Origin of the sequence: Denitrobacterium detoxificans, assembly GCF_015062615.1 — a bacterium.
Taxonomy (GTDB): Bacteria; Actinomycetota; Coriobacteriia; order Coriobacteriales; family Eggerthellaceae; genus Denitrobacterium; species Denitrobacterium detoxificans_A.
Genome location: NZ_SUUH01000002.1, coordinates 194098 through 209228, shown reverse-complemented (window position 1 = coordinate 209228; position 15131 = coordinate 194098). Strand labels below are relative to the sequence as shown.

13 protein-coding genes and 1 tRNA gene are annotated in these 15131 nt (G+C 56.8%); 8 read left to right on the top strand and 6 right to left on the bottom strand.

What is annotated here, in order from left to right:
- Positions 1–19: 19 nt before the first annotated feature.
- From E7002_RS03695 to murJ, 3 genes are all read right to left on the bottom strand, one after another.
- Complete coding sequence (locus tag E7002_RS03695; RefSeq protein ID WP_303727538.1) at positions 20–316, bottom strand: hypothetical protein; 297 nt, start codon at positions 314–316, stop codon at positions 20–22.
- Positions 317–448: 132 nt separating this feature from the next.
- Positions 449–1624: a hypothetical protein gene (locus E7002_RS03690; RefSeq protein WP_303727537.1), complete on the bottom strand. Its 1176-nt coding sequence runs from the start codon at positions 1622–1624 to the stop codon at positions 449–451.
- Positions 1625–1731: 107 nt separating this feature from the next.
- On the bottom strand, positions 1732–3339 hold the full coding sequence (gene murJ, locus E7002_RS03685) for a murein biosynthesis integral membrane protein MurJ (protein ID WP_303727536.1): 1608 nt from the start codon (positions 3337–3339) through the stop codon (positions 1732–1734).
- Positions 3340–3400: 61 nt separating this feature from the next.
- Here murJ and E7002_RS03680 point away from each other — a divergent pair, with 61 nt between their 5' ends.
- Both E7002_RS03680 and E7002_RS03675 read left to right on the top strand, forming a co-directional pair.
- Positions 3401–4267 carry an NAD(+)/NADH kinase gene (locus E7002_RS03680; protein ID WP_303727535.1) on the top strand — a complete coding sequence of 289 codons (867 nt, stop codon included), beginning with the start codon at positions 3401–3403 and terminating at the stop codon, positions 4265–4267.
- 53 nt (positions 4268–4320) lie between these two features.
- Positions 4321–5454, top strand: coding sequence for an aldo/keto reductase (locus E7002_RS03675; protein WP_303727534.1), 1134 nt, complete (start codon positions 4321–4323; stop codon positions 5452–5454).
- On the opposite strand, the gene map is transcribed toward E7002_RS03675, so the two are convergent.
- Together map and ybaK are read right to left on the bottom strand one after the other, a co-directional pair.
- Entirely contained in the window at positions 5451–6233 is a 783-nt protein-coding gene (gene map / locus E7002_RS03670; RefSeq protein WP_303727533.1) for a type I methionyl aminopeptidase, read from the bottom strand. The genes E7002_RS03675 and map overlap by 4 nt on opposite strands.
- 36 nt (positions 6234–6269) lie before the next feature.
- Positions 6270–6752 carry a Cys-tRNA(Pro) deacylase gene (gene ybaK, locus E7002_RS03665; RefSeq protein WP_205630816.1) on the bottom strand — a complete coding sequence of 161 codons (483 nt, stop codon included), beginning with the start codon at positions 6750–6752 and terminating at the stop codon, positions 6270–6272.
- Positions 6753–6927: 175 nt separating this feature from the next.
- Between ybaK and E7002_RS03660 the strand changes: the two genes are divergently transcribed.
- The 6 genes from E7002_RS03660 to E7002_RS03635 all read left to right on the top strand — a co-directional run bounded on the left by E7002_RS03660 (position 6928) and on the right by E7002_RS03635 (position 13010).
- A tRNA-Gln gene (locus tag E7002_RS03660) sits at positions 6928–7001 on the top strand.
- Between the two features lie 134 nt (positions 7002–7135).
- The gene (locus E7002_RS03655) at positions 7136–8779 is read left to right on the top strand and encodes a hypothetical protein (RefSeq protein ID WP_303727532.1); all 1644 of its coding nucleotides are present in this window, start codon (positions 7136–7138) and stop codon (positions 8777–8779) included.
- Between the two features lie 207 nt (positions 8780–8986).
- Positions 8987–10078 (top strand): methionine ABC transporter ATP-binding protein, encoded by a 1092-nt coding sequence (locus tag E7002_RS03650; RefSeq protein WP_303727531.1) that lies wholly within the window; start codon positions 8987–8989, stop codon positions 10076–10078.
- On the top strand, positions 10050–10745 hold the full coding sequence (locus E7002_RS03645; RefSeq protein ID WP_066663174.1) for a methionine ABC transporter permease: 696 nt from the start codon (positions 10050–10052) through the stop codon (positions 10743–10745). Before E7002_RS03650 ends, E7002_RS03645 begins: the two co-directional genes overlap by 29 nt.
- A gap of 69 nt (positions 10746–10814) precedes the next feature.
- Complete coding sequence (locus tag E7002_RS03640; protein WP_303727530.1) at positions 10815–11741, top strand: MetQ/NlpA family ABC transporter substrate-binding protein; 927 nt, start codon at positions 10815–10817, stop codon at positions 11739–11741.
- A gap of 72 nt (positions 11742–11813) precedes the next feature.
- Positions 11814–13010: a M20 family metallopeptidase gene (locus E7002_RS03635; protein WP_303727529.1), complete on the top strand. Its 1197-nt coding sequence runs from the start codon at positions 11814–11816 to the stop codon at positions 13008–13010.
- Here E7002_RS03635 and uvrB read toward each other — a convergent pair.
- Positions 13007–15130 carry an excinuclease ABC subunit UvrB gene (uvrB, locus tag E7002_RS03630; protein ID WP_303727528.1) on the bottom strand — a complete coding sequence of 708 codons (2124 nt, stop codon included), beginning with the start codon at positions 15128–15130 and terminating at the stop codon, positions 13007–13009. The two genes, E7002_RS03635 and uvrB, sit on opposite strands and share 4 nt — an antisense overlap.
- Position 15131: the final 1 nt, after the last annotated feature.

Genomic DNA, 15131 nt, shown 5'->3' with positions numbered 1-15131 from the left:
AGTCAGCAAAACACCCGATTTAATCAGATTCATCACGCAGCAAGCTAGTACCAGAATATCCGCCAGACTCCATTTCAATCGGGAAGTAGCCAACAACCACTTTCGATCCAGCAACAAGGCCATCGTCTAGCTGAACAGGATATATCCCCTTTCGAGAACTATAATCGAGAAGCAAAACAGTATCAGGATAGGAGCTATGAGTTCCCTCCACCGTTTTTATCCAAACAAGACTCCGGTCTTGGTCAACATCAAGAACGATGCCCGTATCGGAACACATTCGACTCAAGTCGCCGCCCGTAGAGTCAAAAGAGCTCATTCCTGCCCTCCCTGAATCACTTTGCGTATAGCCGATATCGCAGCCGATAAGACAAGTCAAAAAAACGACTGCAATGAGCAAGACGCCTCGAATGGCAACGAAACGCCTGTGGCTGAAGAAACTGATTAACATTTATCTACGCGTAAAAAAGGTTCCGCGGAAGTTAACGTAGTTCTTAAAGTCATAATTAATATAGCGAACGTTATCCTCCCATCCGTCAAATACCTGGAGGATGCACAGCCCCCGAGACGGATTTGACTTCTCAGCAGCAGTCACAAAGCCCTCGACAAACATAGTATGCCCCTCCACTTCACCGTTTTTCGGATTAATCAACCAGCCATGCATCACGCAGGGGTTTCCCGAATTAATTGAGGTCTTATACTTATTAAAATCGGGCTTTCCTGAAGTGGTAGTCTGAGACACTTTGACACCCTTGGACGAAAGGTAACGCACAAAACCGGCAGCTCCATCATCTATGGGAGTCTCCCCATACGTTACCCCCTTCTCCTCCTTCTTTGTATACGTCTTCGTCCAGATCCAAATATTCGTATACTCGGGAAAATCGTTCCAAAGATTCAAAACACCATAATAACCAGCTATTGCATAATACGCAGAAACAGAACAGGCATACCTTTTGGTCCGCTTTTCGATTTCGGTTTCGTTAATGCTATAAAACTCATCGAGATTACCACGCGAAGTAATCGTATAGTTTCGATAAAGCGACGCAATTGGAATCGTTGCGTCATCCCATTTTGCGGGATCCTTTGCGCGCGCGGATGATAAGGCATCGTCCGTCACTTCTTCTAAGGACCCCTCAACGCCCTCATTTGTGACAACCGATTCATCATCGGCATCAATCACGCCATACTCTATTGGGCTCAGTTTGATAACGGCAGGAGCATCATCTTCCGCAGACAAGTCAGTAGCATTTCCAAGCGCGGCGTCCGCAGGGCTAACTGCAGAATCGCCAATCGAATACTCCGCAATGAGCGAATCGACCGACGTATCGACAATAACGTAACCATAAGGGCGATCATCGTAACTGAAATTAACAATGTACCCAATTTCAGTACCAGACGAATCGCAGAACGGAATTGCACGAGACGCCTCAATGTCGATATCAGGATAAACACCCTCAATAAACGACTCGGCAATAGAGCACGAAGCGTTTTCATCAAGAATAACTACATCCGATTCATTGAGAGAATCGGGTGAGCTTTCCCGCGCCAAAGCATCAGAAGACGCCGGGAAAAGAAGAAAGAGACCTAGAAAGGCCGACAGAATAATACGAATTCCGCGTTTAGCCATTGTTACCCCCATTTTGCAAATCAAGATCTACATAATCGAGAAAACAAAACCACCCTCGCGGAATGATTTTAGACCCAGAAAGTATTAAATTCCACTACAAGATATAGTTATCGGCGCTTCAGGCGGCGCATGAAACGCTCGACGATGCTGAACTCCTCCACGCGGAACAGGCGACACGCACCGAAGACAACCGCCAGGCCGACGATGCCGCAGATGGCAAGCTGGATGATGGCATTCGCCATGGCGCCGATGCCGGGAATGGTGGGGATGAAGGCCAGCAGCAGCGCCGTAGGCACGCACCCCACCACGGTGGCGAGCACCGTACGGACGGTGGTCTGCGCCGTCTTATTCTGCGGGTCCTTCCCCACGTAATGATTGAGCAAGACCACCGAAGCGACCGCGCGCACCGTGAAGTAGATGAAGTCGGCCACGGGCACGCCCATAAGGCCCAGCACGCCACGCTGGCACAACACGGCATACAGAATGAGCTGCAGCACAACGATGGCGCAGTTCATGAGCGCGAACGCCATAAGCTTGCGCAACGACGCGAACGCCTTGTACAAGTACATGCCCACCGAGTACAGGGGCAGGCTAAGGATCCACACCTGCAGAATCTCGCTTACCTGGTACACGTCATCGCCCGTGAAGGCGCCCGCATGGAACAGCGAGATAAGTGGCTGAGCAAGCACGAACAGCAGGCCCGTAAGCGGGATAATCATGAAGAGCGTACCGCGCAGGCCCTGCCCCACCTGCGAGCGGAAGCGCGAAATATCGCCACGCGCCACCGAATCGCTCATTTCGGTAAACATGGTGCTGGAAAGCGACACCGCGACCACGCCATAGGGCAGCTGGTACCACATCCAGGCATACGAAAGCGTAGAGGGGCCGTTGTCTGCGCCCACCAAGCTGAAGGCATTGCGGAAACTCACTGCCACGACGTTCGCCACAATGTAAATGAGCGAAGGCACGGCAATCTTGATAGTCTCGGCGATAGCCGGGTCCTTCAAATTAATGTAGGGGCGCCAACGATATCCCGTCTTCAAGAGCGCGGGGATCTGAATAACAAACTGCACGGCAACGCCCAGCGTGGCGCCTACGCCTAGCACGATCAGTGCAACCGTGGAGTTCGCCTGGGAAAGCGGCACGTACGCAAAGAACGTGATGATGACCACGACGTTGTTGAGCGCCGGCGCCACGGACGTAAGCAAGAACGAGCGCTTGGCGTTCAGCACGCCGGTAATAACGCCGCCCAAGCCATAGAACACCAGCTGAAACGCGAAGATGCGGAAGAACATGACCGTCTGCTGGTACACGTCGGAATCGGCACTTTGAGTGAACGTCTGCGTGGCAACCACCTGTTCGGCGAAGATGCTGCAAAGCACGGAAAGCGCACCCAACAGGATGAGCGTGATGTTCAGGATGTTCGAGGTGTACTTGCTTTCGCCTTCCTTGCCAAAGCGTTCGCGCTCCAACAGGAGCACGGGAAGGAACGCCGTGGAAAGGAAGCCACCAGCCACCAGCTCGAACACCACATTGGGCAAATTGTTGGCAACCTGGTAGGCGCTCGTAAGCATGGAATTGCCCAGGGCGAACGCCATGGCCCACGTGCGAATGAGGCCCGAAGCACGCGATAACAGCGTACCGAGCGTCATGAGGCCGGTATTCTTGATAACGGAGTTGCGCGCGTCGTCGCGCGATGAGCTTTGCGTATCCATAACGGGGAAATGGTAGCATATAGGGGCATTTATTGATTACGAACGCAGACGAGGTCTCTATATGCACATCTTGGTAGTACGCAACGACGAAAGCGCAAAGGCAATCGATGCGTCGCTGATGATTTCCGCCTACCTTACTAGCCAGGGAATCACCTGTTCCATCACGAATTCGATCGACGTGACGCCCGATTACATCGAAGGCGCCGATATGGCCGTTGCCCTGGGCGGCGACGGCACCATCCTACGCACGGCGCACATCGTGGGCTATACGGGCATTCCCATCCTGGGCATCAACTTTGGCCACCTGGGCTTTCTGGCAAACGACCCCACCGACAGCGTCATTGCCATGGTGGCAAGCGCGCTCGCCGGCGAATGCACGAAGGAAGAGCGTACCAACCTGCGCATTAGCGTACTGTGCGAAGGTGACGACGAGGACGCCTTCGACCACCTGAGCACGGGCCCCTTCGACCGCTCCAACGACCGCAGCTTCTTCGCGCTCAACGAAATCTGCGTCTCGCGCGGGGCTTCGGGCCGCATCATCGGGTTCGATGTGGCGTTCAACGGAGATCGCCTGGCAAGCATGCGCGGCGACGGCATGGTAGTGGCAAGCGCCACGGGGTCCACCGCCTATGCGCTTTCCGCTGGCGGCCCGCTCATCGCCCCTGGGTTCCAGGGCCTGGTCGTGGTGCCACTGGCGCCGCATTCCATCTCGGCGCGCGCCGTTGTCACCGACCCGAACGACATCGTCGACGTCACCCTCTTCGACACGCCGTCAGAAAAGGACGCAACGCTTTTCGTAGATGGCTGGCACGACGAACTGCCCGCTCCCATTCGCGCCGTGCGCGTCCAACGCGGCAGCACGCCAACTACGCTCCTGCGCTGCAACTACAAGGGATTCTACGAGCAGTCGAAGAAGGCGTTCTTCTAGGCGCAAGATCGCAAGAACGAAACGGGCATGGACCACGCGGACAAGGAGAGGCAATGGGCACATGGATGGATGCAACGCTGGGAAAGCTGGGATTTGGCTGCATGCGCTTACCCAAAACCGATGACGAGCTGGACATGCCCGCCATCTGCACCATGTTCGACGCGTTTCTAGAGGCTGGGTTCAATTACTTCGACACCGCCCACGTGTACCTGGGAGGACAAAGCGAGGTGGCGCTGCGCGAATGCCTCGTAAAGCGCCACCCGCGCGATGCGTTCTTCCTTGCCGACAAGCTATCGAATCAGAACTTCGAGGTCGAAGAAGACATCGACCCCCTTCTCGACCTCGAGCTGGAAACGCTGGGCGTGGACCACATAGACATGCTGCTCCTGCATGCCCAGAATGCAACCATCTACGAGAAGTACACCACAACGCACGCCTACGAGCACGCCTTTGCCTTCAAGGCAGCAGGTAAAACCCAATACGTGGGAATGTCGTTCCACGATTCGCCCGACGTACTCGAGCGCATCCTGAACGACCATCCCGACCTTGACGCCGTGCAACTACAGGTGAACTGGGCTGACTGGGAAAGCGCATCCGTCCAGAGCCGCGCGTGCGTAGAGCTGTGCGCGCAGCGAAACATCCCCGTCATCGTGATGGAGCCGCTCAAGGGCGGCAACCTCGTGAACGTTCCCGAGCCCGTTCAGCAGATCATCGACGGCATGGACAACCCAGAAGGGCTTTCCAACGCGGGGCTCGCGCTGCGATTCGCCGCAACGCACCCCAGCGTAGCCATGGTGCTTTCGGGAATGCGCACCATCGAAGACGTACGCGACAACGTACGAGCGATGCGCACCCCAACGCCTCTCTCGAAAGCGCAAGCCGAATCGCTGCAACAAGCTGCCGAGAAAATCGCTTCGATGGGCATGATTGCCTGCACGGCGTGCCACTATTGCACCGACGGGTGCCCCATGGGCATACGCATCCCCGAAATGCTCGACTGCCTGAATACGAAACGCGTATTCGGCGGATGGAATCCCAGCTGGTACTACAACAATTCGCTCGTATCGGAGGGTCACGCAAAGGCAAGCGAATGTCTGCAATGCGGCATCTGCGAAGACGCATGCCCGCAGTTTCTCCCCATTCGCGATTTGCTCGAAGAAGTAGCCTCCGAGCTGGAAGGCAACTAGTTCTTCTTCATTACCGGGCGGCGGTACTCGGGCTCCACGGTAAGCAGGATGGGACCACCCTCGGTGATAGCCACCGTCTTCTCGAAATGGGCTGCCGGCTTGCCATCGCGCGTAAGCACCAGCCAGCCATCGTTGCCCGCGCGCGTTTTGCGCGTTCCCATGCAGATCATGGGCTCAATGGCGATAACCATGCCCTCCTCCAAGCGCAGGCCCATATGGCGATGCCCATAGTTGGGAACATTGGGGTCTTCGTGCATGTCGCGACCCACGCCATGGCCCACGTATTCACGCACGACGCCATACCCATGGGCTTCCGCATGTTCCTGGCATGCATGGCCCACGTCGCCCAGGCGATTACCGGGGCGGGCTGCCGAAATGGCGCGCCACATGCACTCCTCCGTTACGTCGAGCAGCTTCTGCACCTCGGGCTTAATACGCCCCACGGGGTACGTCCAGGCGTTGTCGCCCACCCAGCCGTCGACGATGGCACCCGTGTCAATGGAGATGATATCGCCCTCGCGCAGGATGACGTCCTTGCTGGGAATGCCGTGAACGATCTGGTCGTTCACGGAAGAGCAAATGGTTCCGGGGAAGCCGCCGTAGCCCTTGAACGCGGGAATGCCACCTTCGGCGCGAATGATTTTCTCGGCATGCCTATCTAGTTCAAGCGTGGAGATGCCTGGTTCGATGATTCGACCTACTTCGCGCAGAGCCTTCGCCGATAGCCTGCCCGCCTCTTTCATCGCTTCGATTTCGGCAGGCGTTTTCCTGATAATCATTCCAATCCCCACATTTCCTCGTAAACGCGCCGGTCGCTACATGCACAAATCGGCAAAGGTTGCCCCCACTACGCGCGCCAGGTCCTCGCCATTGACGATAATCTGCTCGCCACGTTCGCCGGCGCTGATATAGATTTCATCGAATAGGACCGCGGTCTCGTCGATGAACGTGGGGAACTGCTTCTTCATGCCCAAAGGCGAACATCCGCCACGCACATACCCCGTAAGGGGCGTAAGCTTCTTGAGAGGCAGCATTTCCACGCGCTTGTCGCCCGCAGCGCGCGCGACCTTCTTCAAATCGAGTTCGCAATTCGTGGGAATGCAGCATACGACATGCCCCATGCGCTCGCCCACCAAAACGAGCGTTTTGAAAAGCTGTTCGGGGTCTTGCCCCAGCGAAGCAGCTACGTGCATGCCGGAAAGGTCGTTTTCATCGACTTCGTACGTAGCCGTACGATACGCCACGCCCTCGGAATCGAGAATGCGCATCGCATTTGTCTTGTGCAACTTCTTACCCATGGCTCAATTCTAGCACTCGCCCGCTCGCAAACGGCATCTTCCCAAAGCCCACATGCCCGCAGGCAAGGGGCCCACGACAAGGAGCGGTGTGCATATGGTGATGCCGCCCCAGGTATTTGACGGAACGACCCCGACAAAGTAGACTTACGTACCGCGCATACGCGCTTCTATTCGCTGGGCCATCGTCCAATGGCAGGACTCTGGTTTTTGGTACCAGCTATGTAGGTTCGAATCCTGCTGGCCCAGCCAATCTTCCTTTTCGATTCGCTTGCTTACAATCTCATAGCCATGGCGGCTACTTCATATGGAGTAGTTTGACGTTTTCATATCATCATTAAGCGAATAGTCGCACGTCAACCTGCAATGCAATTACTATTGCAGGTATGAAGAACACAATTGAACGCATCATCTCCTCCCCCGCATTCCACGCGCTCGTACTACTCATTGGCGCGGCATTCCTGCTCACAGGCGCGTTTCACGAAAACCTCTGGTTCGACGAAAGCTACTCGGTAGCCATCGCCGACCATTCCTTCAGTGAGATCTGGCGCATTGGCTCGGGCGACGTGCATCCCGTACTATTCTACTGGGCGTTGCACATCATCCACTTGCTCGGCGGTTACGTCACCGAATATCGCATCTTCACCGTGCTAGGCGCCGTGGCGCTTGCGGCCATAGGCCTTACGCACCTGCGTCGTGACTTCGGCTGGCGCGTTGGCCTCATCTACACGACGCTTGCGCTCTTCACGCCCTACGTCTCATACATAGCTATCGAAATCCGCATGTATTCGTGGGCAGCATGCATGGTCATGCTCTCTTTCGTATACGCGTTCCGCATCATGCGTCTGAACCGCACGAGCATACCCGCCGACGGCCTGCCTCATGCACCATGGGTGCGCTTCATGATCTGCTCTATCACGGCAGCCTACCTGCACTACTTTGCCGTTATCTCGGTGTTCCTGGTCAATCTCGCGCTTTTGTGCTTCCTCATCGCGCACCGACGCACGCGCAAAGGCGACCTGAAGACATTCTGGATACAAGCCGCCCTGCAAGTAGCCCTCTTCGCACCCTGGCTCAGCGTGCTCGCCAGCCAGGTAGGCGTGGTATCCAACACGTACTGGGCGCAATTCACCTTCCCCGATACGCTTATCGCTCTGGCGCGGTACCCCCTCATCACCATGCAGATCGACTTCGCATGGAAGGGCGACTACGGCCTAGTTCCCCGCATCGTGGTCTGGGTCGTCATCATCGCGCTCGCCATCCTCATCGCGCTCATCATACGGGAGTGCATCAAGCGCAAGCGGCGCCCCTCGCTTCGCAAGCGTTTGAAATACGCTTACCCGAAACGCGATGCAAGCTGGTGGCGTCGCGTATGGCGCACGCTCACCTCCCCCTCGTGGTTCCCGGCGTTCCTGGGCATTGCCATATACGTTGGCCTGGGAGTCATCGCCGGGCTGGCATCCATTCTCATGCATTCGTTCATGGTGTACTTCCGCTATATGTTCTGCGCTATTGGGCCGCTCATCTTCGGCATCGCCTGGATACTCTTCCGCCTGCACCGCAAGCGCATCACCATCATGTTCTGCCTGCTATTCATTGCCATCTCATCGCTCAACCAGCTGCTCATCGTGCAGGACGACTACAGCGACAAGAACAACGAATTCTTCGACTACATGGCCGAGCAGATACAGGAAGGCGACCTAGTCGTTTCTAGCGACATCGGAATCATGGGCGTAACGGCCGTCTACTTCCCCGACCTGGAACAGCACTACCTTAATTGGCAGAAGGGAAACTGGGCGCTTGCATACTCCTGCTACGGCGACAACCTGATAATCGACTCAAGCTGGGAAACGATGCTGGCCGACTACCATGGCCAATTCTGGGTACTTGGCCAATCAACCGACGCCGTGCCCCCACGCGACGTAACCGACCTGGAGCAGAAGGACGGCATCACGCTGCTGTGGAGCCAGCAAGTGTATAGGCCCTACGAACGCGGGTACTACACCATCGCGCTCATGTACAAAGAGTAGATGGACAGACATACCCTCGCATACACCATCCAAAGGCAGCCTAACGCACCTCGTTAGCCATCGCCTTTGCAGATATCCCAGGTTAGATACTGTTATCCGTATTTCAGATAACAGGACATCGATATTAGGCCCCTACCGCCCACCCTGAACATCGGAAATAATCCCGTGTTATGGATTAAACGAAACACAGGAAGGGGAACCTGGGGAATGCTAAAGACAACGGGACTGACAAAGACGTTCAGTTCAAACGGGGGTGATTTCACTGCCGTCGATAACGTATCGCTCACCATCGAGCAGGGCGATATCTACGGCGTTATCGGCTACTCAGGAGCAGGCAAATCCACCCTCGTTCGCTGCCTCAACTTCCTTGAGACTCCCACCGCAGGCACCATCGAAATCGACGGATTTGGTACACTCCGTTGCGAAAACGGAAGCGTATTTCACTCGGACGAGAGCAATCCGCAGGAAGAGCCCGTCTCCCCCGCCAAGCTACGCAAGCTTCGCTCTTCCATCGGAATGATTTTCCAACACTTCAACCTGCTCGACCGCTCCACCGTATTCGAGAACGTAGCCTACCCCCTGCGCCATACGGGTAAATCGCCCCAGGACATCGAAGCGAAGGTAACCGAGCTCCTAGAGCTGGTAGACCTGAAGGACAAGGCCAAGTCGTTCCCCGCTGAGCTCTCGGGCGGTCAGAAGCAGCGCGTTGCCATCGCGCGCGCCCTAGCCAACGACCCGAAGATCCTGCTCTCCGACGAAGCCACTTCGGCACTCGACCCCGAGGCAACCGCTTCGGTTCTGGCGCTACTGAAAGACATCAACGCACGCTTGGGCCTTACGATCGTCATCATCACGCACGAAATGTCGGTCATCAAGACCATCTGCAACAAGGTCACCGTCATGGAAGGCGGCAAGGCCGTAGAGAGCGGAACGGTTTACGAGATTTTCTCGAACCCGCGCGAAGAAATCACCCGCAAGTTCGTCTCGAAGGGCGAAAACCTCGAAAGCCTCGACGTACTACGCGAAAAGTACGGCACCGAAGGCATTCTGGCGAAGCTCACCTTCGACGATACGTCGGTGAATGACGAACTCATCGCCGATACCGCCAAGCAGTTCGACGTGCATATCAATATTCTGCTCGCCAACATCGAATGGCTGCAGGGCAAGCCGCTGGGCCACATGGTGGTTCAGCTGAAGGGCACCCAGGAAATCACCCAGAACGTCATCGAGTATTGGCGCTCGCGCAACGTCCGAACGGAGGTAATCGGTCATGGACCTTCTGCAAACGCTCTTTCCTAATGTCGTAAGCTACAACGACATCTTCGTCGATAGCATCATCGCCACGTTCCAGATGTTCGCGATCTCGGGCATCCTCACGTTCGTCATTGGCCTTGCCTTCGGCATCGCCCTTACCGTAACCAGGCCCGACGGCATTGCACCCAACAAGGTCATCTTCGGAATCGATACGCTCATCACGAATTTCTTCCGTTCGATCCCCTTCGTGATTCTGCTCATCTTCCTGATTCCGCTCACCAGGCTCATCACGGGCACCGCCATTGGCGTGGCTGGCGCTATCGTACCGTTGGTATTCGGCGCCGTGCCCTTCTACACGCGCCAGGTGGAAACCGCGCTCGTGAGCGTAGACAAGGGCAAGATCGAAGCAGCCCGTGCATTCGGGTCGGGCACCATGGGCATCATCTTCCGCGTATACCTGCCGGAAGCCCTGCCCGAACTCATCCGAGCCACCACCATCACGGCTATTTCGCTCATCGGCCTCACTACGATGGCAGGCGCCGTAGGCGCAGGCGGCATTGGCAGCTTCGCCATCAACTACGGCCAGAACCTTCATCACCAGGACGTCGTAAACGCATGCGTCATCCTTCTGATGGTCATCATCAGCATCATCCAGGGCGTGGGCAACCTGCTGGCACGCCGCACTACCAATAGGCACCTCTTCGGAAGATAAGTGCGTTCGCTCTAATCCGCACACGCGCGCAAACCACTTCTGAATGAGAAAGATACAAGGGAGGTAATTATGAAAAAGACAACGCTCAAGAAGCTGGCACTCGCGGCCTTTGCCGCGGTAACGGTAATCGCGCTCGCTGGCTGCGGCGCTTCCGCTTCCAGCAGTACCGTAAAGATCGGCATTCCCGATGATTCCACCAATGGCGGTCGTGCCATTAAGCTGTTGGAAGAAGCAGGGCTTATCGAGGTAGACCCCAACGCCGGTTACACGCCCGAAGTGAAGGACATTACGAAGTACCTGTACAACGTGGAAATCGTCCCTTCGGCCGCCAACACGCTCCCCTCTACGCTCGATGACTTCGGTGCTGCCGCGGTCAACGGCACCTACGCAATTCCCGCAGGCCTCACTCCCTCGAAGGACGCACTGATCACCGAATCGCAGGACTCCGACTCGGGTGAAAACCCCTACGTGAACGTCGTCGTCGCGCGCAGCAGCGAGGTCAACAATGCCACCTACAAGACGATTGTAAACGCGCTCCAGACGCAGACCGTGGCCAAGTACATCGTGGGCAAGTACCAGGAAGCCTTTATCCCGGCATTCGACTACGACGCATCCGATGTGGCCGACGACGCATTCATCAAGGAAATCGACTCGTACTCCTCCAGCAGTGACGGCAAGACGGTCGTGAAGGTGGGCGTCTGCGGCTCCTCCAATGACTACTGGAAGGCCGTGCAGAAGGTCCTCGACGAGCAGAACGCTGGCATCTACATCGAACTCGTCACTTTCGATGCGTACACCCTGCCCAACGAGGCTCTGAACTCGGGCGAAATCGATCTGAACTCCTTCCAGCACAAGGCATACCTGGCCAATGAAGTAAGCTCGATTGGCTATGACATCACCGCAATCGGCGACAGCATCATGGCACCCCTTTCGCTCTACTCCCACGCGTACGACTCCATCGACGCCATCAAGGAAGCAGCTGGCCAGGCGGCTTAGCAATCAACAGCATCGAACAACGAATTGACAAGGGGCGGCTCTGCGAGCTGCCCCTTCTTGAAAGAAGACACTATGAGCACAGTTGAAACGATTCTCCAGGCAGTAGCGGAAGACCACGCGTATGTCGTTGGCCTCCGCAGGCATTTTCACCAGCACCCCGAGCTCTCGCGGCATGAAGACGCCACGAACGAGCGCATCATCGAAGAGCTCTCATCGTTGGGCCTGGAAGTTCATCGCATCCCCGAACATTCGCTCTATGCGGACATCACGGGCGAACTACCCGGGAATAACGCCATCGTACTTCGCGCGGACATTGACGCGCTCCCCGTACAAGAAGCCGACGACCGCCCCTACGCATCGCAGGTACCTGGCGTCATGCATGCCTGCGGTCATGATGCCCATATCGCAGGGCTCATTGGGGCGGCACGCGTGCTCGTACGCAACCGCCATCTATTTGGCGGCACGGTGCGCCTGGTGTTCCAGGAAGGCGAAGAGGTAGGCTACGGCGGACACAAGGTCGTGGAAAGCGGCGCCTTGGACATCGCCTCGCGTACGTTCGGCATCCACATGGCCTCGAACGTTCCCGTGGGCTCGGTCGTCATCACGCCTGGCCCCAATAACGCTTCCGTCGATTACTTCAACATTGCCATCTCCGGCAAGGGTGCGCACGTCTCCACGCCCGAAGCCGGCATCGATGCCCTCTACATTGCCTCGCAGATCGTCGTGGCAGCCCAGGCCCTTGTAACGCGCCGCGTGAACCCCACTAACAGCGTGCTGATAGGCATTGGGAAATTGACCGCCGGAACGGCATACAACGTCGTAGCCGAATCCGCCGTCATTGAGGGGACCATCCGCGCGCTCACGCCCAAAACGAGGGAGCAGGTAAAACGCGAACTAGAGGAATTGGCCTGCAGCACCGCGCGCATCTACGGCGGCACGGCATCCATTCGCTTCGAAGACTACACGTCGCCCCTCATCAACGAAGAAACGTCAAGCCACGAAGCGCAGCGCACTGCCGCTTCCCTTTTCGGCGAAGAGAAGGTCATCACCAACCGACCCGCTTCCCTCCAGGGCGACGACATGGCAGAGCTGATCAATCGCGTACCCGGAGCGTATGCCTTCGTGGGGTCTGCAAACGCAGAGCGCCCCAACACGCAGGTCTCTCATCACAACAAGAGCTTTGACATAGACGAAGACGCGCTTACCGTATCCACGGCACTCTACGCGCAATACGCTATCGACTACCTTCAGACGTACGCAGGCGCCTAGCGCTTCCGTCTTCCAAAATCGCTGCCCTTGCGGGCAGTCTTACGCAGCTTTTCGAGGGCGGCCTCTTCCGATTCGCCCTCGAAGCGGCTTCGCAGCTGCACGACCTGGTCGCGCAGACGAGCAGCTTCCTCGAAATCCATGGCCTGGGACGCACGCTGCATATCGTCTTCCATGGAGGTAATGACGCGCAGCACTTCTTCGCGGGACAGCTCGGCAAGCTCCTTGTTTACCTGCTCGGCCGTGGTATTCCCCACTTCTTCTTCCACGTAATCCATGATGTCGTTGATGGCCTTGTTCACCGTCTTGGGCGTAATGCCATGTTCCTTGTTGAACTTCATCTGCAAGCCACGACGACGCTCCGTTTCGGTAATGGCAAGGTCCATGGAATCGGTGCGCTTATCGGCATACATGATTACCTGACCCGACGCATTACGAGCCGCACGACCAATGGTCTGAATGAGCGAACGGTGATTGCGCAGGAAGCCTTCCTTGTCGGCATCGAGAATAGCCACGAGGGATACCTCGGGCAAGTCGAGGCCCTCACGCAGCAGATTGATGCCCACGAGCACATCGAACGTGCCCTGGCGCAGCTCGCGCAGGATCTCGACGCGCTCGAGCGTGCCGATGTCGGAATGCATATAGCGCGCGCGAATGCCCTCATCAAGCAGGTGGTCGGTAAGATCTTCGGCCATCTTCTTCGTGAGCGTGGTAATAAGCACGCGCTCATTGCGCTCGGCACGAATGCGCGCTTCGTCGATGATGTCGTCGATTTGCGAGAGCGTGGGACGCACGATGATTTCGGGGTCGAGCAGGCCCGTAGGACGAATGATCTGCTCTACGTTCTTCTGGCTTACGCGCAACTCGTAATCGCCCGGCGTGGCTGATACGTAAATGAACTGGGGAACGCGCGCCTCGAACTCGTCAAAACGGAGCGGACGGTTATCCAGGCAACTCGGCAGGCGGAACCCATGCTCGGTAAGGGTGACCTTGCGAGAGCGGTCGCCTTCGTGCATGCCGCGAATCTGCGGCACCGTAACATGGCTCTCGTCGATAATGCACAGGAAGTCGTCGGGGAAATAGTCGATGAGCGTATACGGCGGCTCGCCTGGCTTGCGTCCATCCAGGTGACGCGAATAATTCTCGATGCCGCTGCAGAAGCCCATCGATTCCATCATTTCCAAGTCATAGCTCACGCGCATTTCCAGGCGCTGAGCCTCGAGAAGCTTGCCCTCGGCCTTGAATTGCTCCAGGCGCTCGCGCAGCTCCTCGCGAATCGTCTTGATGGCATGATCCATCTTCGGCTGAGCCGTCACGTAATGCGACGCCGGCCAGATGGGCAGCGCCTCGTAATGGTTGAGCACTTCCCCGGTCACGTTGTCGATTTCGGCAATTTCCTCGATTTCGTCGCCCCAGAATTCGATGCGCACGGGATTGTCGGCGTACGGCGGAAAGACGTCGATGGAATCGCCACGCACACGGAAGGTGCCTCGGGAAAGCTCGTAGTCGTTGCGATCGTATTGGATGTCGATGAGCTCATGAATGACATCGTCGCGCTCGGCAGGCTTTTGCTTGTCCACGAACACGGCCATGCCTGCATAGTCCATAGGCGAGCCAATGCCGTAAATGCAGCTCACCGACGCAACAACGATGCAGTCGCGACGCGAGAGCAGCGAAGAGGTGGCCGCATGGCGCAGCTTCTCGACCTCTTCGTTGATGGAGGCATCTTTCTCGATGAACGTATCGGTGGAAGGCACGTAGGCTTCGGGCTGATAGTAATCGTAGTACGAGACGAAGTAGACCACCGCGTTATTGGGAAAGAACTCGCGCAGCTCGGCCGCCTCCTGCGCCGCAAGCGTCTTGTTGGGCGCCAGGACGAGCGTGGGCTTCTGCACGGCCTCGATGGTCTTGGCCATAGTGAACGTCTTGCCGCTGCCCGTCACGCCCAAAAGCGTCTGGTAGCGCAAGCCATCACGCACGCCCTGCGCTAGGGCCTCGATTGCCTGAGGCTGATCGCCTGCCGGCTCGAACGGAGAAACGATTTCAAACGGCTGATTGGCAAGGCGCACCGATGGCAGCTTGCCTGCCATTTCCACGCCCTGCAAGTTCGAAAGATGAGCCATG